This is a genomic window from Pseudoalteromonas sp. Scap06 (assembly GCF_013394165.1).
GTDB lineage: Bacteria > Pseudomonadota > Gammaproteobacteria > Enterobacterales > Alteromonadaceae > Pseudoalteromonas.
The window spans coordinates 1,377,848-1,404,535 of sequence record NZ_CP041330.1 but is presented as its reverse complement, the minus strand read 5'-3'; the positions used below and the strand labels follow the sequence as shown (position 1 = coordinate 1,404,535).

Annotated in this window: 22 protein-coding genes; 4 read left to right on the top strand and 18 right to left on the bottom strand. The window is 37.3% G+C overall.

Annotated elements, in window-relative coordinates; translation table 11 throughout:
* Positions 1 to 13 precede the first annotated feature (13 nt).
* The 17 genes from FLM47_RS06440 to galU form a co-directional block, all read right to left on the bottom strand.
* Positions 14 to 535, bottom strand: coding sequence for a polysaccharide biosynthesis/export family protein (locus FLM47_RS06440; protein ID WP_178955805.1), 522 nt, complete (start codon positions 533 to 535; stop codon positions 14 to 16).
* Positions 532 to 1,746, bottom strand: a complete 1,215-nt coding sequence (locus FLM47_RS06435; RefSeq protein ID WP_178955803.1) for an outer membrane beta-barrel protein — start codon at positions 1,744 to 1,746, stop codon at positions 532 to 534. The genes FLM47_RS06440 and FLM47_RS06435 overlap by 4 nt, the downstream gene beginning before the upstream one ends.
* Positions 1,730 to 3,133: an undecaprenyl-phosphate glucose phosphotransferase gene (locus tag FLM47_RS06430; RefSeq protein WP_178955801.1), complete on the bottom strand. Its 1,404-nt coding sequence runs from the start codon at positions 3,131 to 3,133 to the stop codon at positions 1,730 to 1,732. The genes FLM47_RS06435 and FLM47_RS06430 overlap by 17 nt, the downstream gene beginning before the upstream one ends.
* Positions 3,134 to 3,324: 191 nt before the next feature.
* Positions 3,325 to 3,723, bottom strand: coding sequence for a 3-phosphoshikimate 1-carboxyvinyltransferase (locus FLM47_RS06425; protein WP_178955796.1), 399 nt, complete (start codon positions 3,721 to 3,723; stop codon positions 3,325 to 3,327).
* A gap of 110 nt (positions 3,724 to 3,833) precedes the next feature.
* Positions 3,834 to 6,032, bottom strand: coding sequence for a choice-of-anchor A family protein (locus FLM47_RS06420; RefSeq protein WP_178955794.1), 2,199 nt, complete (start codon positions 6,030 to 6,032; stop codon positions 3,834 to 3,836).
* 356 nt (positions 6,033 to 6,388) lie between these two features.
* The gene (locus FLM47_RS06415) at positions 6,389 to 7,387 is read right to left on the bottom strand and encodes an acyltransferase family protein (protein ID WP_178955793.1); all 999 of its coding nucleotides are present in this window, start codon (positions 7,385 to 7,387) and stop codon (positions 6,389 to 6,391) included.
* Positions 7,375 to 8,133, bottom strand: coding sequence for a WecB/TagA/CpsF family glycosyltransferase (locus FLM47_RS06410; protein WP_178955791.1), 759 nt, complete (start codon positions 8,131 to 8,133; stop codon positions 7,375 to 7,377). Before FLM47_RS06410 ends, FLM47_RS06415 begins: the two co-directional genes overlap by 13 nt.
* A 14-nt stretch (positions 8,134 to 8,147) precedes the next feature.
* Positions 8,148 to 9,341, bottom strand: a complete 1,194-nt coding sequence (locus FLM47_RS06405; protein ID WP_178955789.1) for an aspartate-semialdehyde dehydrogenase — start codon at positions 9,339 to 9,341, stop codon at positions 8,148 to 8,150.
* Positions 9,342 to 9,343: 2 nt separating this feature from the next.
* Positions 9,344 to 10,420, bottom strand: a complete 1,077-nt coding sequence (locus tag FLM47_RS06400) for a glycosyltransferase family 4 protein (RefSeq protein WP_178955787.1) — start codon at positions 10,418 to 10,420, stop codon at positions 9,344 to 9,346.
* Position 10,421: 1 nt separating this feature from the next.
* On the bottom strand, positions 10,422 to 11,756 hold the full coding sequence (locus FLM47_RS06395) for a phenylacetate--CoA ligase family protein (RefSeq protein WP_178955785.1): 1,335 nt from the start codon (positions 11,754 to 11,756) through the stop codon (positions 10,422 to 10,424).
* Between the two features lie 68 nt (positions 11,757 to 11,824).
* Positions 11,825 to 12,352, bottom strand: coding sequence for a serine O-acetyltransferase (locus FLM47_RS06390; RefSeq protein ID WP_178955783.1), 528 nt, complete (start codon positions 12,350 to 12,352; stop codon positions 11,825 to 11,827).
* A 114-nt stretch (positions 12,353 to 12,466) separates the two neighbouring features.
* Positions 12,467 to 13,675 carry a VpsF family polysaccharide biosynthesis protein gene (locus tag FLM47_RS06385; RefSeq protein WP_178955781.1) on the bottom strand — a complete coding sequence of 403 codons (1,209 nt, stop codon included), beginning with the start codon at positions 13,673 to 13,675 and terminating at the stop codon, positions 12,467 to 12,469.
* Positions 13,675 to 15,084, bottom strand: a complete 1,410-nt coding sequence (locus FLM47_RS06380) for a lipopolysaccharide biosynthesis protein (protein ID WP_178955779.1) — start codon at positions 15,082 to 15,084, stop codon at positions 13,675 to 13,677. The genes FLM47_RS06385 and FLM47_RS06380 overlap by 1 nt, the downstream gene beginning before the upstream one ends.
* The gene (locus tag FLM47_RS06375; protein ID WP_256729675.1) at positions 15,084 to 16,259 is read right to left on the bottom strand and encodes a VpsD family glycosyltransferase; all 1,176 of its coding nucleotides are present in this window, start codon (positions 16,257 to 16,259) and stop codon (positions 15,084 to 15,086) included. Before FLM47_RS06375 ends, FLM47_RS06380 begins: the two co-directional genes overlap by 1 nt.
* A gap of 27 nt (positions 16,260 to 16,286) precedes the next feature.
* Positions 16,287 to 17,537 (bottom strand): UDP-N-acetyl-D-mannosamine dehydrogenase, encoded by a 1,251-nt coding sequence (gene wecC, locus FLM47_RS06370; RefSeq protein ID WP_178955777.1) that lies wholly within the window; start codon positions 17,535 to 17,537, stop codon positions 16,287 to 16,289.
* A 33-nt stretch (positions 17,538 to 17,570) separates the two neighbouring features.
* The gene (wecB, locus tag FLM47_RS06365) at positions 17,571 to 18,704 is read right to left on the bottom strand and encodes a non-hydrolyzing UDP-N-acetylglucosamine 2-epimerase (RefSeq protein ID WP_178955775.1); all 1,134 of its coding nucleotides are present in this window, start codon (positions 18,702 to 18,704) and stop codon (positions 17,571 to 17,573) included.
* A gap of 40 nt (positions 18,705 to 18,744) precedes the next feature.
* Positions 18,745 to 19,641 (bottom strand): UTP--glucose-1-phosphate uridylyltransferase GalU, encoded by an 897-nt coding sequence (gene galU / locus FLM47_RS06360; RefSeq protein WP_178955773.1) that lies wholly within the window; start codon positions 19,639 to 19,641, stop codon positions 18,745 to 18,747.
* Between the two features lie 261 nt (positions 19,642 to 19,902).
* On the opposite strand from galU, the gene FLM47_RS06355 reads away from it, so the two are divergent.
* From FLM47_RS06355 to FLM47_RS06340, 4 genes are all read left to right on the top strand, one after another.
* The gene (locus FLM47_RS06355; RefSeq protein ID WP_178955771.1) at positions 19,903 to 20,601 is read left to right on the top strand and encodes a transglutaminase-like cysteine peptidase; all 699 of its coding nucleotides are present in this window, start codon (positions 19,903 to 19,905) and stop codon (positions 20,599 to 20,601) included.
* Positions 20,585 to 22,591 (top strand): EAL domain-containing protein, encoded by a 2,007-nt coding sequence (locus FLM47_RS06350; protein WP_178955770.1) that lies wholly within the window; start codon positions 20,585 to 20,587, stop codon positions 22,589 to 22,591. The genes FLM47_RS06355 and FLM47_RS06350 overlap by 17 nt, the downstream gene beginning before the upstream one ends.
* A 21-nt stretch (positions 22,592 to 22,612) precedes the next feature.
* A complete protein-coding gene (locus FLM47_RS06345; protein WP_178955769.1) occupies positions 22,613 to 23,158 on the top strand; it encodes a hypothetical protein in 546 nt (181 codons plus the stop codon).
* A 64-nt stretch (positions 23,159 to 23,222) separates the two neighbouring features.
* Positions 23,223 to 24,539 carry an O-antigen ligase gene (locus FLM47_RS06340; RefSeq protein ID WP_178955768.1) on the top strand — a complete coding sequence of 439 codons (1,317 nt, stop codon included), beginning with the start codon at positions 23,223 to 23,225 and terminating at the stop codon, positions 24,537 to 24,539.
* Between the two features lie 289 nt (positions 24,540 to 24,828).
* Here FLM47_RS06340 and FLM47_RS06335 read toward each other — a convergent pair whose 3' ends face one another.
* Complete coding sequence (locus FLM47_RS06335) at positions 24,829 to 26,688, bottom strand: alkaline phosphatase D family protein (protein ID WP_178955767.1); 1,860 nt, start codon at positions 26,686 to 26,688, stop codon at positions 24,829 to 24,831.

Sequence of the window (26,688 nt, the reverse complement as noted above, 5' to 3'; positions counted from 1 at the left end):
TGCCTTAAACCGCTTAAAACAAGCGTTGCTCTATTTTTATGGTGTCACCCGCTGCAATTTGGCTATTTAAACTACCTTTTTGTTGCTGCTGTTTGGTTTGCTCTTTAAAAATAAATATTTTATCAACTGAGGCGCGCTCGGTTAATCCACCGGCAAGAGCTATCGCTTGGTTTACCGTCATAGCTGGCTGGTAAGGGTAACCACCTGGCTTTTTAACTTCACCATGTATGTAAAAAGGGCGGTATTCTACCACTTGCGCGTACACATTAGGGTTAACTAAATAATCAGGCTGTAAACCACTAATTATTGTTTGTTCAACTTGCGAAACGCTTAACCCAACAAGCTTAACCTTTCCTAAAAACGGGTAGTTAATCTCACCGCTATTACCAAGCAGTGAGGTTACGTCTAAATCAGGCTGACCAAACACTTTAATTTCTATTTTGTCGCCTGCGCCTAATATGTAGTTTTGCGAGTCACTCGCAAAACTACCAAAGCTGAATAATAATATTAGGCAAACTAAAATTTTAACCTTCATTCATTACCCTTTAATGCAAATGTAAAGTTAAGGCCAACAATAACACGGTCAAATTCAATATCAGCTTGAGTTGAATTACGATCAATAAAATCAACATACCCGGTTACCACGCCAAAGCTATTGGCTAAATAATTTAAGCCTAAGCGAACATTTTTAACTTTGTCTTTACGGTTAAAGTTACCTGAGTACTGTTGTTCAACGTAATTAGCGCTTACTACCGAGCTTAAATATTCTCTCCAGTCATGTTGCCAGGTTGCACCGTAAACACTTTCGCGAATGTAATCGCCTGAAAGTAGTGGATCTTTAGCCGCGCGGCTAGTAACTAGTTGCAAGGTTGAATAAGTCAATGGCTTCCAAACTGCAGCCGCTTCCCAACTTAAGCCACTAAAGTTATCACGCAAGTTCGACTCAAAGTCTTTATTTTGGTAACCCACTTTAAACGAACCAGTAGTAACCGCTGTTGCTTCCCACTCCATACCTAATAATACTTTAACGTCATTTGAATCACGGGAAATACCGTTTGAATCAATTACATCGTACTGGTAGTTTTCTTGCTTAACCTCTAAAAAGGCACGGGTACCAGCTTGGGTATTATAGTAACCAGTAACTGAGAGCATTGGTTTGTCGTAATCACGAAATTGGGATATGGCCGTAAAGTTTTGGTAATTTTTATTATAATAACCTGCGGTTATAGCAAGCATTGCTTTAGAGCTTTGTGCGCCATACTCATAGCGAGCCGTTAGGTTTTGTTGTTGATAATTTACAAGCTCATCTAACGCACTGCCCTGCCCTTCAGTTAATCCGCCACCACGAGGCTCATATAACCAATCGGCGTCACCAGTTATATCTAATCGGTGTTGGCTAGTAAACTCTTTATGCACACCAGCACCTAGATTAACTTGAGTAAAATTATCTGTAGTGTCTTTATTATGAAACGACGTGCTTGATGCTATATCAAATTTATAACTATCCGGGCCATTTTCAATTAATGCGTTTAAACTGGGCGCTATATTCCATATTAAACGTGTTTGTGTGGCCGACGGCGTCATAAAAAAGTTGTCGTTACTACTTACACCAAGCTGCAGCATTGGCGTAATTTCTGCGCCATCTTTAGTCATTACACTGCCAGGCTGTAGTTCTACTGCCGATAAGGGTGCAGAAACCCCTAACGCAACAAGTAAAGCGGTAATTGTATTAGTACGCATTTTCACTTTTAAATCCCTTAAAAATTGTCATAAAAATTATTTTCACATCAAACCATAAAGACCAATGTTTAATGTAATGTAAGTCGTATTCAACTCGCTTGGCCATTTTATCCAAAGTATCGGTTTCGCCGCGCCAACCATTAATTTGTGCCCAACCGGTAATACCCGGTTTAGTTTTATGCCTAAACATATAAAATTCTACTTTTTGGCGGTACTCTTCATTGTGCGCCACCGCATGAGGCCGAGGGCCAACAATAGACATGTCGCCTTTTAAAACATTTATAAACTGTGGTAGTTCATCAAGGCTAGTACGGCGTAAAAAGCCACCTAACGGTGTTATGCGAGCATCGTTTTTTGTTGCCTGAGTGACCACATCGCTGTTTTCGGTCACTGTCATAGAGCGAAACTTCCACACTTTTATTTTTTGCCCATCTAAACCGTAGCGGTCTTGCTTAAAAATAATAGGCCCCTTAGATGTCAGCTTGATGGCGGCTGCAATCGCTAATAAAACCGGGGTAATTAAGGTAACAATAATAGCTGAAACCACTATATCTTCTGTGCGTTTTATAAACTCATGGGCGCCAATACATGGTGCTTCAAACACACTTAGTGTGTCTACATCACCCACATGTTCAATACGGGCGTGTATTAAGTTTGAGAGTAAAAAATCGGGCACTACGTGCACATCTACCGTGGTATTACCTAGCTGCAATAAAATATCAGCTATGCGTTTTTGCGCTTTCATAGGCAGTGCAATATAAAGTATATCTATTTCACCATTGCGAGCAGCATCAACAGCGCTTTGTATTGTTCCTTCAACACCTTGATGTTCCAGTTGTTCAAATAGGCGTTCAGGATTTCTATCGTCGTAAAAACCTTTAAAGTTAAAGCCTAACTCATCGTGTTTAACAATCTCAGCATGCAAATAAGCGGCCGATTCGGTTGCGCCAATAATGGCAACATTACGTTGAGATAAGCCTAATTTACGGCGACTACGTTTATATAAGTACACTCCCAAGCGCCAAATATATAAATACGTAACACTTAGCGTAAACCAAATAGCTATTCCCACTCGAGAGAGCGACTCGCTAAACTTAAATAAAAAGGAAACAACCAGTAAAAATGCGAATGCAATAAGCACACTGCCCCATGCACACAACACCATATGTTTAAATTTGCCAGCGCGCCAAGAGCGATAGGTAGAAAAGAGCTCAGCACTATATAAATAGCTGAGCGCAACCGTAAGCGCAGAAGCGGCATAAATAGGAGTGAGCTTAAAATTGTAAAGTAGGGCTGCGCACTGAAACGCTAAAAACAATGCAAATATATCAAATAATCGGTAAAAATTGGCATCAGAGGAACCTGAAGGTTTAAAAGTCCTTGGAGATGTCATTTCGCTTAATTCCTTATAGCTAATTCAGTGTGAGTAGCACCTCACAAAATCCACGGGGATGATATAGTATTAGCTAATTTTGTTCAATTGCTGATTACGACAAAAGTACTAAAATTCATGTTTATGTCTTTTAGCTAACTATTGCTTTGCCAATATATGTATTAAAGAGAATACACACACTTTACTTAGGCTTAATTAAATAAGCCCTTAAACCAACTCCAAACTCCAAACGAGTATCCTTCAAAAATATCAATACCCAATGCCGATTTAATCAAATATAAAACCAGCAATGTAAGTAAAATAGTAAACGTAACTGCCAAACTTAAGATAATAGCTTGAGTAAACCTCGCTATTTTTTGCTCTTTTACACTTAGTTCACGCCTATTTCGACCCGCCAAAAAAACATAGTAATATCGGTATTTAAAAAGTTTAACTACACCTCTGCAGTCAACAGCGTGGTTACCCCACTGCCTAGCGCCAATGGCTATCTTTAAATGGGCTAATTGTTCATCGGTAAAGGTCGTTTGAATGCTTTTAGGCATTCGCTCTAGCAAGCTTCTAATAGCAGGATCATTCTGTAGGTTTGACAAAAAAGCCTCAAATAAAGCGTGAATAATACATTTTCAGTTATTTTAAACAACTACCCTATAATAAAAAGCCAATTATAAATAATTGGCTTTTTATTTGCCCAAAATACTTTTTATTTAAGCGTACTAGAGCGATAGCTATTGTTGTTTAACCAGCTTGGCAATTCAACCGTTGGTACAGTTCCATTTTGGTTAATATTAGTTTGGTGATAAGAATGTTGGTTCCAGATACGTGTTGCATTTTTCCAAGGCTTGCTACTATCAGCAGCACCATACACAGTTACACCATTGTTAATGTTATACCTTTCATCCGTGTTATTTGATACAACTACCAGCTCTGCATTATCATCGCCCTCTAGATCAACCACAATTGGGTATTCCCAAAGTGACGCTGTAGAGTTTGCGACAGTTGATAACACCTCGCCATTAAGGCCATTTAGCACTCTTACTTTATAGTGGTCTTGTATAATAACTTCATCGATACCATCACCATTAAAGTCATAGGCACTCACACCTAATTTACCGCTCCATTCATCATCATTAGCAACAGTCCAAACTAAATCACCATTTGTGTTATACATATCAACTGCTGTGTAACCTGCGTAAACAATTCCTAATGAGTCGGCACCGAGGAATGTTGATACAGCTTGTACCCCACCGCCAAAGTTATTAGGGTTAGTTATTTGCCACTTAACATTACCATTATGCTCTAATACAGCTAAAACACTGGTTTCAAGGTTAGTGCTTGGGTTACTAGTTACTATTTCAGGATCTAAATCATCATCTAAATTGGCAACTGAATTAAACCATACAGCTCCTGGCTCTCCATATTGCCATAATTGAGCACCATAAGAATCATACAAGCCACCACCAGCAAAAACTTCTTGACTGCTATTATTATCAGCGTCAAAAGTTATTGAAGCAGCCGACCAATTAGTTGTGTAGAGCAAACCGGTTTCGTAACTTAATACATTATTACCTGTTACAATTTCAACTACTCCATCGTTATTAATATCACTTAAAGTAACTGCACCTAGAGGCTTACCTGACTTGGTCAGCTCCTTCTTAACAAAACCTAAATTATTAACAACCTGGACAACCTCTGATGAGAAATCATTTAAAACAATTTCAACAACACCATCACCATCTAAATCAGCCGCTGCAATTGAATTACGCGAGTCACTGAAGACTCCTCCATTCTCGTAGGACCATAACTCTGAACCATCGACACCACTTAATGCACGCACTAAACCTGGAGCATTTACGCTTCTCTTAAATGCCACCACTATAACATCAGCAATATCGTTGCTATCAATGACACGATCGCCATTATCGTCATTCAATTGAGCAACTGCTGGCGTGGAAATTACTTGATTATATTCAGGCATAAAGTCACTAGAATTCCAGTGCCATTTCTCCGCCATCTCAAATGGAGTAGCAATCTCGGCTAAATCAGGTAAATTACCGTTAAACTCGCCGGCTAGTAACGCCATTGAACCATAAAAGCTTTGGCCAATAACAGGCATTTTGGCTGTACCATAAACACCTCTAATGTCAGCGTAAGGAGCTAATACAACTCCTTGCCAGCGATTACCTTTAATATTGAGTTTTTCTGCATTAGTAAAGTTAAATACTGTTTTAGTTGCATGATTGCGCAAACGCCAAAAACTTTTGCCTTTAACATTAATATTGTCGTCGCCTGTAATATTAAAAATTACAGTTGCATCAGCAGGAATGCCCCACACTTTAAAAGTGTGAGCTTTAGCAAATTGGCGCGCATCTAAATTAAATACTTGCGTGTCTGAGCGACCGTCGCCTTCTAAGTAAAGGCCACCCCATTTACTTTGTACTGTTCCAGTAGTATCAAGCTTACCTAACTCAGCGCTTAAATCTTTGTAATATTGCTCTTGTTCATCAAAGTCGAACGGCATGGCCGATTCGTTTTGATTAGACATTATTTTAGAGTTTCGCTCCATGCCCCATTGAACACTCCAACTAACATCAGTTCCACCACCGGCTACCATGCTACCAACAAATTGGCGCCCTATTTTATAATCGATACTTGATTCACTGATTAAGTAGTATTCATTTGGATTAGACGGGCGTAAAAAGCCTACGCTATATGCTTTTATATCGATTTTACCAGCTGCTATAGCGCCGTCAGCGCGGCCAACGTTCGATTTAAAATCGTCAAAAACAAATGCTGAAAAGTTATTAGCTACGCCTAAGTCTGCAGCCAGTGTTGAAGAGCTGGCTAAAGCAAGTGCGATCACTGCACTTAATTTTTTAGTTTTTAGTAGTGAGTTAGTCATTTTTTCCCTCAAAATGAAAAAGTGCATTAAAGGCACCAAATTTAAGTCATTTGTTTAACGAAATTTAATTCATCAAGCTCTTGGTGAGCATTATATACACAAACAAAATCAAAAGGAATAAAAAACACTACAAAAGTACTAATTATGTAACTCCAAAGAAAGAACAAAAGTTAAAATCAATAACTTACAGAAATTAAAATTTAAAAAAAAGCAAACATTGATATTTAATAACTAATAAATGTAAATATAAGGTTAACAGACTTGCATGCAGGATGAATGCGCCAAGAGAAAATACTTCACTCTTTTTAAAGGATAGAGGTGGGAATAAAACTACTGCTGTTAAACTCCCAACTAAATTAATTTGATAAACCTATAAGTTTTGGCGCCTGAGATTTTATGAATCTAAAAACAAAAACTAAAAAGAAAATAGCTATTAAAGTATTCACATAAGGAAGTAAATCAAACAAATGCCAAGTATTAGGGATGATCCTAACCTCGATCTTATGTAAAAACCTAAAAACAATTAAATGAAGCGGAAATATCACTATTGAAGAAATTGCCAGCCATTGGTAGGTGGGTCTAGGTTTGAGTTTTTTACTAATCAAAAATAATATAAATATTCCTAAACAAGCAATTAGAGGGAACAAAATAGGGAAAACACCAAACTTTAACTCTCTTATATCTACACGGCCATTTAATAGCGCTAAATAATAAAAAATTGGAATGGTAAATAACAAAATTAAGTAAATTTTAAATTCATTGTTAAACATTGCATAACTTAAAAAGTTAACCCTTTTAACTAGAACACCTAATTGATAAAAAAACATACCAACAACAGCAGAATCTATCGACCAAAACCATCTTTCCGAAATAAGCTCATTGAATAACAACATTATTACAAGCATTCCTGAAGTGATTACGAAATTATATATTGGCTTCAATGCAGAAAAAAATATAATCTGTGCTAATGAAATAATGATTAAACAGGGAAAAAACCAAAGAACACCATTAATATGAAAACTATCAGCCTTAGATGTCACTAAACGATTTAAAGGGTCAAACCATTCCATTTTACTTGCTTGGCCATCACTAAAAATGTTCAGTGGTAACCAAAATAAATAGGAAATAAGAAAAAAGAAAGTAAAAGGTAATATTAGGCGCTGGAATAGTTTAACTAATGACAGTTTAACCTCTCGTTTGGATGATGCCAAATACCCTGATAAAAAAAAGAATAAAGGCATATGAAATGAGTATATTAAAGTATAAAAATCCCCATTTAACCAAGCTGCATGACCAAGTACAACTAGCGTAATTCCTATTGCTTTCATGTTATCAATGTAGTTTATACGTGCCATAATTTAAAGAACTTGTCTTGAATCAAAAGATATGCAAACTTTGAGTTTGTTACTAAATAACGTTTCCACATTCTACCTGGCTCTTGTAATACCCTATATAACCACTCTAATCCGGCCTTTTGCATCCACTGTGGTGCACGCTTTACTTTACCTGCTACAACATCGAACGTACCGCCAACACCCATTACAAAGTCAACACCAAGCTTGTCTTGCCACTTATTAATAAAATTTTCTTTTTTAGGCGAGGTTATAGCAACAAATAATAACTTAGCGCCCGATTCGCGTATTTTAGTGACCACGGCTTCTTCATCATCCCCCTCTTTATTTCCAAAGAAATAACCATCATGATAACCAGCAATATTTAAATTAGGGTTTTGTGCTTTGACTTTACTTACTGTTTTGCTAACTACCTCATCGGTAGCACCGAGTAAAAATACAGGAAAGTCACGCTTGGCACTCATAGCTAATAATTCATGAAAAAGGTCAACACCCGCTACACGCTCTGGGATATCGTGGCCTAAAAAGCGCGCACCAAACACTACACCCATACCATCAATATTAATTACCTCACACGCTTTAACCGACTCAGCTAAAACAGGATCTTTTTGCATATTAACTATTTTGGCTACATTAACCACAACATGCTGTAAAAATTGCTTTTGCTCAATTCTGTTTTCAATAAAAGACACCGTCTCTTGCATGGTGGCAATATCCATTGGTGCTTTTAAAAATTCAATACGTTTCATTGTTGAGTCCGTTTTTAAAGTTGTTTAATAACTGCATTTTTAGCGTTTTTCGATTTTTGTCGATTAAAATAAGCAAACGAGTAATATACCCATGCTTGTGTCCAACGCACATAGTCAACTTTATTGGTAAAGTACTTATTTTTTTGATAAATAAAACGCTGCTTTTTAGGCATATATAAAGTTTGAATAGCACGGTTAATTATTTTTTCGGCCATCGCAAAGTCATCTGGGGTTTTACCTACTTTTAATAGTGTAAAAACAGCTTGCGATACACTGTGCATATCGAGTGGATAGCGATTATTATTGTAATATTTTGCGGTGCCATCTTGCTCAAACAAATGTGCTTTATAATAGGTAAAGCCTTGTGCAATTGCCGATTCAAACTCATCGGTTTGTAATTCATCACTCAGTAAGCGCAATGCCTCTAGGTTATAACCGGTATGAAAGCCATCAATAAACTGATGATGATGGCGAGCACCATATACCCATGAGCCATCAAGTCCCTGTTCGCTTACCGACTGCCTTGCAGCATTTAAAGCAAGCTGTTTGTAATGTTGGTTGTTAGTCAGCACGGCAACTTTTGCAACCCATGCAGCGCCCCAAAGACTGGCATTATGTACAAATGCAGTCTCACCCGGTATGTAACCAAAAAACTGCCTACCATCACATTCTTTATATAATGTTTTTACAATAAAATGTGCACTATCAATTGCAGGTTCTGAGTATTTTTTGTCTTTAGTGATTTCACTTAACGCATATAAAGCTTGAGCAACATAAATAGTAGTAATTACGTTTGGCTTACCTTTAGGTACAAAAAAAGCACGAGCATTCCAATCAAAGTGATAACCCCAACAACAATGCTGCCAAATAGATTTATCACTTTGCTGGGTCAATAACCAATCAGCTAGCTTTATCGCTTCATTTAAATAAGTTTGCTCATTGGTTGCATTATAGTCTTCCAATAAACCTAAAATAAATAAACCAATACCCTTTGGGTTGCGCTTTTTGGGCACCCCACATATTGGCCGTAAGTTAATTGCTAAACGTTTATGCAATTGAATCCAAGCAAGGCCTACAATGCCTTGTTTAAATCGGGGAATTAATTCAAATAATCTACTATTGAGTCCATCAAATGGATCTTGCCCAGCATAACTTCCTATTTTTGCCTTATTAAGTAATAGCTTTTTGCAATAGTTACTATCTAACATTACTAAATTGCTCCCAGCTCTTTATAAATACATTTTAGCTTTGGAATAATTACTGAAGGGCTAAAGTTATTTAAAAATTTTTCCTTTGCAGCATTTTCCATTCTTTTTGTTTCTATAGGGAACTCAATTAACCTATTCATTGCTATCTTTAAGGCTTCAACATCACCGGGGTCAATAAGTAAGCCATCAATGTTATTTGTAATAGCATCTGGAATCCCACCTGCAGTAGAGGCAATAACAGGTATGTTACATGACATTGCTTCTAGCACTCCCATTGGGAAACCTTCATTATAACTTGGTAAAACATATGCATCTGCTTTCTTTAAAGTATTCATCTTTGTATCGCCAGCAACCCAACCAAGTAGGTCAACATACTCACTAATTTCAAGTTCGTTAACCATAGTTTGATACTTTTTAATTTCACCATCTCCTCCAAGTAATAGCCTCGAGTTTGGATGGTCTTTAACGACATATTTAAAAGCATGTATTAAGTCAGATACACCCTTACGCTCACCTAAACGGCCTAAAAATACAAAATTAAAGTTATTAGTTTTTTCTTTTTCTAATTCTAATTTAGGCACTGCGTTATAAACTACTATCCCTTTTTTTGGATCATCAAGTATAGTATCAAGCCAGTCTAGCCACTGAGTAGATAAAACAATAACTTTATCTACAGAGTTAAAAGTTGACCTTATTTGTGCTTTTTTAGATTCACAGCATTCATTTTTGTAAAAATCTCTAAACTCAGCACCATGTAAGTGCAAAATTACTTTTGTATTAAAATACTTAATCAGCTTTATTAGCTTTGATTTTCTAGCATAACTCCCTCTAGAAGCCATATGAATATGCACTACCCCAACATCATAAATTATTAATTTAGCAACTAACTTAATAATGCAAAGTAAGTAATTAAATAGTTGGCCTGCCATGCCAAAACCTGTATTTGTTGAATGGCTTGCTAAAAGCTCTGAATTTGTGTCATTAAAAAAGCCTTCACTGTCGTAAACATTTAATACAGTGGCAATACCACCTTGACCGTTTTTATCTGTGGCTATTGTTAAATTTATTGTTTTTTTCACGTTAAAACTCTCTTATAGCCTGCTTTACTTTGCCGTTTTTAGTCCTTGGAATCGCATCAACTGTTTTTACACTAACTTTAATAGACGCACCCAATCTTTCTTTTGTGTTTAATATTAATTTATCTTCTTGATCTTTTTTAAATAATGTTTTATCTACTACGACCCAAACATCAATACTCAGATCTTTTTTCTGTACAAATTGTGCACCCAATAACCCTTCAACACCTTTTGGTATATGATTTAATATATGCACATTTTGCCGATCTTCAGCAACTAGGTAATCTCCTGTTCTACCCTCTATAGAATCAACAAGTGGAAATACTCGGCCACAGGGGCAATGTTTTTCCTCTGACAATATAACGTGATCACCCGTTTTATAACGTATTAAAGGATAAAGGGAGTTATTAAAATTAGTCCCGACAATTTCAGCCCTATCACGACCATCCTCTGTTTTACCAGCTGGCAATAATTCAACATGAGCGTAATCTGTTAATATGTGATAACGACTGTACTCACAACTTGCAATAGCAGCTACACGTTCAAATAATCCATACCAATCAAACACCGTACATTTAAATCGCGTTTCAATGAGGTGTTTATCTTCCTTAGTTAGTGATTCAGATGAAGTAACAACCGACTTTATTTCACCTGGGTAATATTCATTATTAATTTCTAAATACTTAGCTAACGTAACAATAGATGAAGGGTAGGCCTGAATAACTTGTACACCAAAATCAACCATTGCATTGATATATGAATGTAAATTTTTAGGCGCCATATGAAACGATGAAAGCACAATCATATTTTCAAAATAAGAATAACGCCAAAATGGCGCCTGTTTTTGTTCGAGCGGTACTATCATATCACCACGGATCCATGCTCGTTTATCGCCTTTTTCAAAACCTGCCCAAGTAAGCCCTCGGTTAACAAAAGCTTGCTCGGTTATAACTGACTTCATACTCTGCGGGATAACTAGTGGCGCACCTGTTGTACCACTTGTTGCACCATTAATTACAGCGCCTTTTTTTTGAGGCGATAAAAACTGGTCTTTATGGTTGTTAACTGTTGGTTTATCGATATAGGGGTAATTGTTTATATCAGGACCAGTTCCCTTATAATAATCAATAGCATCATTTGCACTTGTAACTACAGCACTGAGCGCTTTATGACTATACTGTTTTAATAACTCATAGTTAAACTCGTGAGTTTGTAGTTTTTGAGTCAGCCTTTCGCAGTTTGTATTTTCCCTAAGTTTTTTACGTATAAATGCGCGACTACTTAATAAAATATTTTGAACGAATATAGGGCTTTTTGTATATGCCTTACTAGTAAACATCAATACTATTCCTTTAAATATCAGGTTTAATTGCTAGAGATCGCAAAATACAATTAAATTACATAAGATTAAACATGACTGTCTACTTGACAAAGTCTTGTTTTATTTTTTACCATATATGGAGCTACATCATCTAAATAACTCTCGTTTTTTAATATGTCATAATTCAATTCGTCTATATTCCCGATAATTTTTGCAGGAACTCCACCAACTATGCATCCATTAGGTACACTTTTTGTAACTACAGAATTTGGAGCGACTATTACTTTGTTACCAATTATTACTGGTCCTACGATTACAGAGCCTGGACCAAGAAAAACATCATCTCCAATACTAGGAACACGCTTATAAGGTCCCTTACCAACGACTTTGCAACCAATACCAATCCTGCAACGTTCTCCTATTCTGGCGTTATCAATAATTACTACCCCAATACCTTTAACCACAAGAAAAGAACCTTTCCCGATATCCGCACTAGCAGGTAATTTAGAATTATAAAACAGGAAAATCATTAACTGTATAAGCTTTGGTAATAAAGGGACTTTTCTTAAATAAAGCCACCTGGAGACTCTATATAACAGTATTGCATTGGGCATTATTTAACCTCATCATTTTAAATTGTATAAATTTCTAAAAAATTTTGCTTTAAATATCTCTTATCTTTATATTTCCACTTTAGCTAACAATGACATCCTGTATTTTATACTGAGCTATATTTTGGTCTTACTTTCTATTGCTCTGGAAAGGTACATTACGCTAAATAAAAATAACAAAGCTGGCGTTTTAGTCGTTAATGCATTGTTGGTCACTGATACTAAAATAAATACAATTAAGGCAACATTTAATTTTATATTACTTCTTGTCATCAATTTTGATGGTATGCTATAGCAAGTGAAAACAAGTAAAAACGTGCCAATAAGTCCAAAATTAACAACCCAACCAATGATATAATTTTCAATCACATTTATTCCAATGTAGAAATCAATATTTTGCTTAAATGCAGACGATGCTCCAAATACCCATTCAATAGGGGTTAATTCATCTAACAAAATATATACGTTAAAACGTGCTTCAGCACTCTTATCAATATGCAACTTACTGAGGATTCGAGCACCAATTGGAGTTAAAGTAATTATTAATGTTGTAAAAATGAACGCAAAAAAAGCGAGCGCTTGGATTATAGCAAAACGCATTTTTGATGTATGAAACCCTGATTTTATAAATCTAGGTATCTTTGGCATAATTAAAAACAACATTCCGAAAATGAATATAGCAGTGGCAGCTCGCCCTCCAAAAGCAAATAAAGCTAAAGTTACAACGGTAAAATAGATTAAATAAGGAATTCGAGTATAACTCATTAGTATAGGGGCTAACGCAGCTGTGATTAATGCATTATTGAGAGGGAAACCCAAGAGTGCAGTTGACCGAAAAAAGCTAAAGCTTGCAAACTCAACACTAACCATTGTTTTGCCTATCGTAAATTCCAGTATAGCAATCATGGCATTAAAAAATAAAAGATAAGCAAGTAAGCTTAATAGTTTACCTTTATGATGTGTGCTTAACTGACATAATAAATAAACAGCTAAAAGTGGTGAGATCATGGTATTGACCAAATAAGCTATACCTGACATACCCGAGGTATATAAACCATAAAATATTACAAGAATTATACTCAGTAAGCTAATTAGCCATGCTGAACTTAGCTCTTTAAGATTAATTATAGGTGTTTGAATTCCTTTTCTGAGCGTAAAGATAGCAAAGGTTAGCATTAATATATATGTTGAAATATGTATTTTAACTAACGGATTTCCGCCTTCTGATACGTATTTTATACCTACGTTCTCTAGTAAATAGCCGCCAAAAATAAAAGCAGTAAAAAAAGTTAACACCATTACTTTGTAAATATTTTCATTTTTCATTAACTTATTACCCATGCCTTGCATTTTTTATAATTTAGTAAGGCAAGTACAGATGAAAATATAATAACGCCAGTAATCATATCAAGAGCAATATTGACTATGGGCATATTAATTATCACAAAGTGATGAACTCGTAATTCTTGCAGGAATATGGCCATACACACAGTTGAAAGTATAATTTTATATACCTGCAACGGTACAGCGTATTTATATCCTTTTTTTAGCGATAGCCATAGGCTCATAACCAATGCGATAATATTAGCAATTAAAAAAGCACTCGCCGCCCCTATCAAACCAAAAGGAGGAATCAAAGTAACTAATAATGAAAGGTTTAATATTAATGAAAAAACACTGATTTTGGGCAGGTATTTAGTGTTTAAAGAGAACTGTAAACCATGGTCTATATAATGAGCCTTCAAATTTAAAACAAACACCCCCGCACATAAAATATAAATAACAGTAGAACCTTGTGATAAATATTCTTCACTAAGCAATAGGTGCGTTATCGGCTCAGCTAAAATGCAAAACCCAACTAGAGCAGGCATTGCAATTAAACATAATAAAATTAAATATTCACCATGCGCTTTGTACAAAGCAGCTTTATCGTTTATTTTTTTGGTTAATTCAGGATAGCTTGGCAAAGCAACAACCATAAAAATAAGTGCGCCTATTCCTAATAAAATGTTTGATATAGCGGCGTATATACCTGTTTGTGCTAAATCTAATGAGTCGGCAATAAAGTAGCGATCCAATCGGCTTGATATTGCTGCAACTAAACCACTGGCCATAAGTGGCAAACCATAAGAGAAAATAGCCTTAGCATCTGCAGTTTTAAGTTTATTAAAACTAATTTTAAGCGGTTTAAAAACAACTAAACCTGCAGCTATGTAGCTCAAAGCAAGGGCTGATAACGCAGAAAGGATATTAGGAGAGTAAGCTAGCAAGCTGCCTGTAATTGCTATAGCCATAATAGATTGAGTAAGTACGGCAATTCTATATTGATTTAAACGCTCCATTATACGAGCTAATTCAAGATAGAACTGATAGAGAGCTTTAGTTAAAAAAACTAAAAAGGTAGCTAAAAACGTAGATAAGGTTAATAAACCTGTTAAATATAACCCCAAACTAACTAATACCAAGGCTGGCAATGTGCAGCAAAAAATAATCGAGTTGGCAATCGCTGCAAAATGTTCATGTTCCTCTGTTTTTTTACTTGGAAGTAAACGCAGCATGCTAGCGTTAATCCACTGGGCAGCTACTGCTCTTACAACTTCGACGGTTAGCAGCATTAATGCCAGCATCCCATATTCAGCTGTAGTCAACAACTTAGTATGTATGCTAATTAACGTAAAAATACTAATTGCAGCAAATATTTGTACTGGGGCGTACTTAAGCAATGAACCAAACATTATTCAACTTCGTCTATAGTTTTAGAGTAGAGGTCGAGGTACTGTTCAAAAACACATGCAATATTAAATTTCGTTTCAAGTGTACTTTTAGATTTATTCACATCATGATTCTTAATTAAATTGTTCACACTTTCTGACGTCAATGTATTAGTAAAGTATTGAACCCCTATTCCTTCAAAAAAAAGCCTTTCATCTTCAAGTATTCCAACCTTAGTTGTAATTAGAGGTAAACCAACAGCTAACATTTCTAGAGGCACTAAGCCGAATGTCTCTTCACCAGAAGTAAATACACCTAAGTCAGCATTAGTATACTGCTGTATGATCTGAGCTTTATTTAACTTACCAAAAAAAGTCACATTATTCTCTAACCCTAGAGAAACAACCTGTTTTTTAATCCGTTGCGTATATTCTTTATCTGTAGCAGGTCCAATGATAGCTAACGAAGAGTCGAAGCCATCACTAACTAACTTGGCTAATAAAGCAACGGAGTCTTCAACCTTTTTCCTTGGCGTTAATAACGCACACGTAACCAGTTTTACTTCTTTTCGGTTATGTTTGGCGTAATTAGCTTCAAAGTATTCTTGATTTATAGGGTTATGGACTACTTCAGATTTAAACCCATCTGCAATAATTGCACTTTGCAACTGTTTACCAACAACAACAACATTATCATTTCGCCTTGCAGTAATTGAAGGAATAATTTTTTCATATAAAAAATCATTAACTAAACCCACATTACGGCGGGCTATTTTTTTATAACTATGAACGGTGACAAGTGTTTTACCTTCGTAGCAACTACCTACCAATAAACTCCAAAGGTGGGTGTGAACTAAGTCAGGGTTTAAGATCTTTAATAATTTTCGTACATGCCAATTTTGCCAAATAATGCCAGGGATTTTAAATTTTGATTGCTTGCTTGATGCAGGCAACCAGATAAAATCAACGTTATCCGATAAATGAATAACATCCCCTGTGAAAGGGGTTTTACTTTGCGGGTCAAGACCGATAATGGTAAACCTATAGTTAGCGTCATCATGGTTAACCATATATTCTGCAAGCATCTGGCATACGCTATCTACGCCGCCACAATTATTACTACCCCAGTCGTAAGTAGAGAGGGGCATAATTAAAGCAATATGTTTTTTAGGCATTATTGATATTTTATTAATACACATTAAAAAATCTTTATAAATAGTACAAAATTAAAGAATACCGCGAGTATCAATAACAACTTTTGATGCAAACTCTGTTTTGTCTGCAGCTTTAAATTGTTTATGATCAACTAATACTACAACGACATTTGCTTGCTCTAGTGCGCTTTCAAGTGATACTAAGCTAACATTTTTATCTGCTAGGTTAGCTGGAAGTTCTGCAATGTTTGGCTCTACCGCAAGTATTTCACCTATATTTTTTGCTGCTAACTCTTCAACAATATTTAATGCCGGGCTCTCACGAAGATCGTCGATATCGGCTTTAAATGAAAGGCCTAGGCATGCAATAACTGGACGTTTAAATTCATCAGCGGCTTTTGCTACTTTTTCAATTACGTAGAATGGTTTTGCGTCGTTAGTTAAGCGTGCTTGTTTAATTATTTTTGCTTCGTCTGGGCAACTTGCAACAATAAACCAAGGATCAACCGCAATACAGTGGCCGCCAACACCTGGGCCTGGGTTTAAAATATTTACACGCGGGTGACGATTAGCAAGCTTAATAAGCTCCCACACATTAATTTTTAATTTGTCACAAATTACCGATAATTCATTGGCAAAGGCAATGTTTACATCGCGAAATGAGTTTTCGGTTAACTTAGCCATTTCAGCAGTACGAGCATTGGTAATAATACACTCGCCGCGCACGAAAGTTTCGTATAACTTAACAGCTTTTTCACTACATGCTTTACTCATACCGCCTATTACACGGTCGTTTGACACTAGCTCTTGTAATACATAACCAGGTAATACACGCTCAGGGCAATGAGCAACATTGATGTCGGCGGCATCACCTTTATCTTGTGGGAACGTTAAATCAGGGCGCGCTTCACTTAACCAAGCGGCTAGTTGCTCCGTTGCCCCTACAGGTGAGGTGCTTTCTAAAATAACTAAGTTACCTTTTTCAAGCACTGGGGCAATCATTTTTGCAGCCGATTCAATATAGCTTAAGTCTGCACTGTGGTTACCACTTTCGCTGTGAATAAATGGTGTAGGTACAGCTACCATAAACGCATCGGCTTTTTCTGGCGTTGTAGTCGCTCTTAAGTTACCAGTAGATACTACGCCACGAACTATTATGTCGAGATCAGGCTCTACTATGTGTATTTCACCGGCATTAATGGTATTAACTGCTTTTTCGCTTACGTCTAAACCAATTACTTTCATACCGCGCGATGCAATAACCGCCGCAGTTGGTAAACCTATGTAGCCTAAACCAACAACTGAAACTGTTTTAATTGTCATTACTAAATCCTTGAAAAAGTTTTAAACTTTATTTTAATCTTTAAAATGTTGCTTAATTTTAGCCACAATACGCTCACACGCTTTACCATCACCATAAGGGTTATGTGCACGGCTCATTGACTGATATTCTTGATCGTTAGTGAGTAAGTTATTAACTTCATTCACTATGCGAGCTTTATCTGTGCCTACTAGTTTAACTGTACCTGCTTCTACCGCTTCTGGGCGTTCTGTGGTGTCACGCATAACAAGTACAGGTTTGCCTAGGCTTGGCGCTTCTTCTTGAACACCACCTGAGTCGGTTACGATTATGTGAGCTTGATTCATTAAGTACACAAATGGTAGGTAGTCTTGCGGCTCGATTAAATGCACATTATCAACATTTTTTAATATGCGATTTACTGGTTCGCGTACATTAGGATTTAAATGCATTGGGTATAAAATTTGTGTATCTGGGTGTGCAGTTGCAATTTCGACCAGTGCCTCACAAATTCGCTCAAAACCGCCACCAAAGCTCTCACGGCGGTGCCCTGTAACTAAAATAAGCTTTTTAGTTTCATCGAGTTCTGGAAATTTAGCTTTTAGAGTTGAAATTAAAGCGCTGTCGGTTTTTACTTTATCAACCACTTGTAATAATGCGTCAATAACGGTGTTACCAGTAATTACGATATCGTCAGCACTTACCGCTTCATTGAGTAAGTTTTGCTGCGATGTTTGCGTTGGTGCAAAATGCAGCTTTGTAATAGCACCAGTAAGCTTGCGGTTACCCTCTTCAGGCCATGGCGAACTTAAATTACCTGTACGTAACCCTGCTTCTACATGCCCCACTGGAATTTGCTGATAAAAAGCCGCTAAACTTGCAGATAAAGTAGTGCTGGTATCGCCATGAACAAGCACTAAATCTGGTTTAAATTCTTCAAGAATAGGTTTTAGCCCTAACAAGATATTTGTTGTTACATCGTATAAACTTTGACCCGGCTTCATAATGTTCAAGTCGTACTCGGGTACAATCTCAAAAAGGTCTAAAACTTGGTCAAGCATTTCGCGATGCTGAGCAGTAACACACACTTTTGCGTCAATACCTTCTGCGGCATTGAGTGCTTTAACTAGCGGTGCCATTTTTATTGCTTCAGGTCTCGTACCAAAAATACTTAATACTTTAATAGCCATGATTTCCCTTTAATTTTTTACTAACCGGTTTTGTATAGCTTTATGCATTTGCCATTAATTGCTTAACACGTTTTGTAAATTCTTCACCCATTAGGTTTGATTGCATTGCATACTCTACATTTGCAAGCATATAACCTAGTTTTGAGCCACAGTCGTGCGACTTACCTTTTAAATGGTACGCTTCAATTGTTTCAAGGTGACGTAACTGCAGTAATGCATCTGTTAATTGAATTTCGCCGCCAGCACCTGGTGGCGTATATTCAAGCAAATCCCAAATAGCAGGTGATACAACATAACGTCCTGTTATGGCTAAATTACTTGGCGCTTCGTCATTATTTGGTTTTTCAACCATGTTGGTAATGGCTGCATTTTCGCCTGGGGCAATATTTTTACCCGCTAAATCAACTACACCATAGTTGTGCACTTCTTGATGTGGGACGGGCTCAACCATAATTTGGTTATGCTGGGTGCGCTCAAATCGGCCGATCATTTGCGTTAAGTTATCAACCTTTAGGCTCGACTTATATTGATCGATAATGACGTCAGGCAACAAAATAGCGAATGGGTTATTACCAATGATTGGGCGAGTTTCAAGTATTGCGTGGCCCAAGCCTAACGGCGCTGATTGACGAACCGAAATAATGCTGACATCTCGCGGAATTATTGAACGAATTTCTTCTAGCAAGCTACGTTTTACGCGGGCCTCTAGGGTCGCTTCTAGCTCAAAGCTAGTATCAAAGTGATTTTCTATTGCGTTTTTGGAGGCATGGGTAACCAGAACAACTTCTTTAATACCGGCTTTAACTGCTTCGTTTACAACATACTGGATGAGAGGTTTATCGACTAGCGGAAGCATTTCCTTTGGCATTGCTTTGGTCGCTGGCAGCATGCGCGTACCCAAACCTGCAACAGGCAAGACTGCTTTTAATACTTTCACTTCAATTCCTTTTATCGTTTTTTTATTTTCGTAGAAACTTATTGATGCCGTTGCTAAATTTAAGCATGTGTTTTAAGTGCTACTGTCCATATGGGCGGGTATTATACACACCAGATAAATTCGCTCAATACAAAAAGCAGCCTTTTAGATTGTTTTAAGTTAACAGATTGTTAACTTAAGGGTGGGTGCACTTTTTATAACCTATCATTTTAGTTTCAATGGGAATATAATTACCGCGTTAATTTTTTAGGGATGGGCTTTGTGCGGGTAGGAATTTGCATCATTATATTAGTGTCTTTTTTTGCTTGTGCACAAGACATGCTTTTACATTTGCGTAATAGCGATATAATTACCCGTGCCAAACAGTTTTATGGTGATGCTGGCCACCAAAGAATAAAAAACTGGCTGAGTTTTATAGATGACTCTGCCGACAAAAGCGAATGGCAAAAAATTCATTTAGTTAATGACTTTTTTAATAAGCATATAAAGTACAAAACCGATGACGAGCTTTGGCAAAAAAAAGATTATTGGGCCACGCCACTAGAAAGCTTGGGGGTGGGTATGGGTGACTGTGAAGATTATGTTATTGCAAAGTATTTTACTTTAATAGCCTTAGGAATCCCTGAAGATAAAATACGCTTTATGTATGTACGCCAGCGTACGGTTAATCAACCTCACATGGTACTTATATACTTTGAACAACCTAATCAAATACCGCTAGTGCTTGATAATTTCAATACAAAATTGGTACCTGCTAGTAACCGTGGCGATTTAAAACCTATATATAGTTTTAATGGCCAAGGTTTATGGTTAGCCAAGTCGAAAGGGTTAGGTAATAAAGTTAAAAATAGTCGTGGTGTTTCTGCTTGGAACACCATGCTTGAGCGAATTGAACAAGGTGAGCTTGCGCCTGCCAACGATAACAATAAAGGAACTAGTAGTTATGTCTCGACTCTTTAAATATGGATTGAGTTTAAAGACTCAAGTATATGGCTTGATAATTTTAATTTCGATAATTTCGTTTTGTGTACGCGTTATTACCGACGTTGATACAACCCGTAATTACTTACAAACGCAAATGGCTAGCCACGCGCAAGATACCGCTACCAGTTTAGGCCTTTCTATCTCTCCTTATTTAGAAGACGACAGCCTAATGATTGCCGAGACGATGGCAACCGCTATTTTTGACTCTGGTTATTATAGCCAAATTAAGTTTACTGATGTGCAAAACAACATCGTTTTTGAATTACAAAATCCTAAACGCGTTGAATCAGTTCCTAGCTGGTTTATAGGTGCTGTTGAACTAAGTGCACCAACTATGCATTCTGAAATTAACAATGGCTGGATGATGGCCGGCACCCTTGATGTAACCAGCCATACTGGGCAATCGTATTTAACCTTGTGGCAGCACACCTTGCGCAGCTTATATAGTTCGTTTTTACTATTAGCAGCGTCACTGGCAATTGCATTTTTAATATTACGTGCGGTATTTAAGCCACTACAAGCAGTAGAAAACCAAGCTATGCTAGTAACACGAAAGCGTTTTACCTTAAATAAAGAAATACCGGTTGCTCGAGAACTGCGCACTGTTACACAAGCCATTAATAACATGGTTTTAAACCTACAAAGTACGTTTGACTCACTAACAAAACAAACTCAAGCACTTACCGAAGAGGTATACATAGACTCGTTAACAGGGTTAGGTAACCGCAAGTCGTTTGAGAACCACTTTAATTCAGTTGTTAATAATATTACTGACGATACACCCATTACTGCAATGATGCTTACCCTGCCCTCGTTAAATAATATTAACCAAGTTGTAAGCTATCAAGATGGCGATCAGCATGTGCTTGATGCTGCAAAAATACTTAAACAGCTTGCTAATGAGTTACCAAATTCATCTTTATTTAGGCTCAACGGGGGAACGTTCGTTTTATTGGCCCCGTATGATGTTTTATTTTTAAGTAAAGCTCGCTTAGATGTGAGTGATAAGTTAAGTCAAAAAGAAAATAGCTCACACATTAATGGTTACGCTAATTTAGCCATAGTTGGGATTGATCAAGGCGCTGCCTTGGGTGAAGTGTTGTCGTTACTTGATACTAGTTGCACTATTGGCGAAGATGCTACATTAGACAATACCGATAAAGAGTCATTATTTAGTGTTAACCAATGGCGTACTTTAATTAAGTCGATTATTAATGCGGGTGAAGTGAGCTTTTCAGTGCAGCCCGTAAAGCAAGCTAATAAAACTGATTCTCAATGTTATTTTGAAGTATTTGCCCACTTTATTCATGAGGGTGAAAAAGTAAATAATGGCCACTTATTCGCCATGGCTGAAAAGTTAAATTTAACCGAAGAACTCGATAAAAAAATTATACGAAGCTTTGTAGATATAAAAGAACATTACCCTAATGATGTATTTGCACTTAATATTAGCAAGGCATCGTTGTACTCAACTGACTTTATACAATGGCTCACCCTTTATTCGCACACTAAACCCGTTATTAAAACAAATCTTGTATTCGAACTACATGAAATTGGTTTGCTCTATAATGTGCACGTAGCTTCGTTACACATAGATGCAATTAAAGAGCTGGGTATTAATGTATGTATTGAACACTTTGGTACTAGCTTAACGTCGTTCAGGTATTTACAAGGTCTTGATATTGAGTATGTAAAAATTGATGGTAGTTATATTCAAGATTTAGTAACTAACCCACAAAGCCAATTTTATATTCAAACAGTTAATAATATTTGTCATGGCTTTGGTATTAAAGTTTTAGCCTGTTTAATTGAAAAGACTGAAACGTTAGAGATACTCGAATCATTGGGATGTGACGGGGTACAAGGTAATTTAATACTGTCACCATCAAAAATTATTAAATCTAATGAAAATGGCGTAAATAAAGAGTTTACTTTTTGCGCCGATGCGCTAAAATTTTGCAATTAAAGCTCAACCTAGGGACGAGAAATGAAAAAATTACTTTTAGCTGGCTTAGTAGCTAGCGCAACAGCTCTTACTGCTCTTCCAACCCATGCACAAACGGATAACGATGCTGTGGTTCAAGAAGTGAGCATAAATAACATAATTGATATTCTTAATAACGTTACTGCAGATACTTCACCAGAGCAATTACGCGAAGATTTAGTAGAAGCTATTAAACGTATTTGTAAAAACAAAGAAAAAGTTGAATTAGAAGAGAAATTACTAAATGCTGCGTGTAGCGCTGCAGACATTGATGCGATGGTTGCAGCTGTTGTTGCCCAATTTGGTGCAGACAATCCGTTAATTTCTGACTTTTTAGCTGCACTTACGGCTGCAGGTTTAGACTCTGATGCAATTACACTTGCTGCAATTACTGCAGGTGTTGATGCAACCACCGCTTCTGAAGCGACCGCTGCAGGCCCTGGTGTAGGTCAACCTGCTCCGCCAGTAGGCAGTTTACCAACATTACCAACACCTCCAGGCTCTGGTGGTACAGGTGGTGATAACGGTATATCTGAAGTCGGTAACTAGTTTTTACCATAAGTATATTTAAACGCAGCCTATTGGCTGCGTTTTTACTTTGTTTGAGTTTATTTTGAATCGTTTTATATTTTTTTTAATTTGTTTGATCCTATTTTTACTTCCTCTTCCTTTAGGTAGTTACCGACCTTGGGCAATTTTAGCTATTGGCATTTTAACTAGCTTTACCTTTATTACCCATCTTACCCACAGTGTGTTAAATAACAACCAAGCGCTATTTCCGCCTCGCTATTCTTGGCCACTATTTTTTACTCTAAGTGCAGTTATTTTAGTTTGTGGTATACAGCTGTTTGGCGTGAGTGTTGATGCATTTCAAACCAAACAAATGTTATTAAAAACCTGTTTTTTAATTATGCTGAGCTGGTTAATATTTAACTACTGCAATAGTGCAGAGCGAATTAAAAAGTTAATTTATGCTGTTATTTGTGCCGGTGTATTTCAGGCGTTGTACGCTAGTTATTTAAACTTATCTCCCGATATTGTTAGTCCTTTATTTGGTTACAAACATACAGATCGTGCAATTGGTACTTTTACCTATTCTAACTTTTTAGCTAATTACTTAGCTTTATGTTTATGTTTAGGCATTGGTGTTTTAATCAGTGAACTAAAACGCTCTAACAGCGGTTATCAGCCCACTGTAAAACAAACACTACGCGCTTGGGCCGAAATATTATTGAGTTCTAAAATAATTTTACGCATTTCGTTAATTATTATTATTGTGGCGCTTATTTTAACTCGCAGCCGTATGGGTAACTCGGCCTTTTTTATCGCTTTAATAATAGTAAGCTTACTAGCGCTGTTTGTTTATAAGCAAAAGCCTAAAGCATTTAAATTGCTGATTGTGAGCTTTTTTATTATCGATTTAATTATTATTGGTGCTATTTTCGATGTAGAAAAAGTAAAACAACGTATTAGCGAAACCAGCTTGCAATCAGAAACACGAGATGAAGTTGTACGTGACTCAATTCCACTGATTTTAGATAACCCATTATTGGGCTCTGGTGGCGGTACTTTTTATACTGCGTTTCCTGCGTATCAATCTGAGCCCTACTCTGGCTACTACGACAACGCGCATAACGATTATGTACAATTTGCAGTTGAGCTAGGTATTCCTGCCACAGCGTTATTAGGACTGCTAGTGCTTTATTGTTTGTGGTTATGTATTAATACTATGCGAACGCGTAAGACGGCGCTTTATCAGGGGGGGGCGTTTGGTTGTGCTACGGCCATAGTAGCCATGATGCTACATTCGTCGGTTGATTACTCCTTACAAGCCGGCGCAAACTCAATGCTGTTTATAGTGGTGTTATGTTTAGCGATATTAACCAATAAGTTACCGGCACCAAAGCGGATTAAAAAACGACGAAGTTAACGGGCTGCGGGGGTCAGGTTACGGGCCTAATACCCTCATACTTTAAACATGCGCGAGGTAAACTCCCGCCTACGAATAAGGGTAACATAGCTGTTTATTGTAGGCGGGGCTTTATGCCGCGCAAAGAAATTATTAACAAAGAGAGTTAAGAGACGCTGCGCTTTTGGATATTTACCCCGTAACTCGTCGCTCATCGCCCGTCGCCCGTCGCTAACGACATTATAAAATGACGCGACATGAAGCCGCTGCTACAAGTTGGCAATAATATCGACCTAATTCTTGTATTAAATCACTGCTCTTCTAAATCAAATTCGGTGGTGTGGCCGTCGCCGTGGATTAGCTGATACCTGGCTAAATTACCCGCTTCAAGCGTAACCAAACTAATGGCAGAATCGCTTACTAAGTACTTTTGCCCTTTGCCTTTAGTTTGGTGTTTGTCTACTTCCATATGCCAGCGTTTGGTAAAAAAGTTAAGTGGGCTTTTGGGACCGTATAAAATAGAGTCGAGCTTGTCGAGTATATTTATTAGCTTGCGCGGAAACTCATTTTTAATGCCACTGGCTGTCAGTTGCCAAATTCTGTTGGGATGATCGCCAAAACGCTTTTGCACTGAAAAACAAAACGAATAGTGTACATCGCCCGATAAAATCAGCGTTTCGTTTGGGGTGTCGGTGCGCCTAAAGGTGTTGAGTAACTTTTTGGCTGAGCCTTCGTGGGCCATCCAGTTTTCTACATCAACCATCAGTGGTTGCCCACACATATTAAACACCGCTTGAATTGCCTCTATCGATTTAACCCCAAACACGGGAGCAGGCGATACAATAATGACTTGGTCATGGCTTAATAGGCTTTCTTCAAGCTCTGTGAGACGTTCCCAATCAAGTAAACCTGAAGGTTCGTTAAAGTTTTGCTCATTACGCCAACGATGCGTACGAGTATCGAGCACCACCACTTTAGGAATGGTCATTAGCTCGTAATGCCAATGGTTAAAATCGTTAAGGTGCTTATCAAACGCTTTAAATTGCCATTGCATATCGCCGGCTAAACAGTCGTTAAAAGGGCCAAGTAACGATCCGGTTTTTTGCAGTGCGTCGTTGCCCATTCCTTGAAACAGCCAATAGCTCGCTAAGCCATTATTTACAATACGCTTGCTGCTGCGGTTTTGATTAATGGCTTGCTCCCACCCTGCGGTGAGGTTCCAATCGTCGGTTACATCATGGTCATCAAACATCATTAAGGTAGATACATTGGCAAACAATCGATCTACCTCTGCTAAACCTTGTGCATAGTCGATTAATGCGGTTTTTTCTGCATTAAATAGCGCTTGATTTTTTCCGTTACCACCTGAGTAACTTAAGTTATTTAGGTCAATGTATTGCCATGCTTGGCTACTAAAATTGAGTAAATACAGTGCTACGAACTCTTCAAAATGAATCAGATGATTATACGCTTTTACACTAGAAAAATGCGGTTCGTCCTTTTTTAACCAATAGCCAATACCTAGTTTTGAGCGGTTTTTCCATGAGGTAGTTGGCAACAAGTAATGGCGACCATACAACTGTTCTGCAATGTCAGCGGGTAAATCTAAATCAAGTGGCTGCTCTTTATAAATACCCAAGTGCTTAATTAGCTGATGTATCGCTAATAACATGGGGCCAGCTACATCGTCAGCATAAATTTGATCGCCCGAAAGCAATAATAACTGTGCCCCCTGCTGTTCATTACTTCGCTGAACGGCTTGCCAATGGCTTGAACTTACTAGGCTGTCTTTTGCAGGATGATGCGCATTGCGGCACGAGCCATGTAATATTTGCGTTAGTTTTTTGGGGATCACAAATTCAGGTAATGGCTGATTGTTAAAGCTAAATGCTGATAAATCAACAGGGGTGTCATCAAAAAATAGTTGGTATGATAATAATGTATCGCGCGGGAACTGACTGTTTATAGGTTTAATTACCACAAACTGTAAGAATAAATATTCACCTAGCCTTATGGTGTCTTGTTCGCTATAGCACTCGAAGCCAATTAGCTCTACACGGCAATTTACTGGCTTTGAAGTAGCAAACTGAATACAAACTGAAGCTTTTTCTGCTCGGCGCACCATGGGCCCCATAATTATCAGCGGGTGTTGCACCGAGAGAATCGTCAT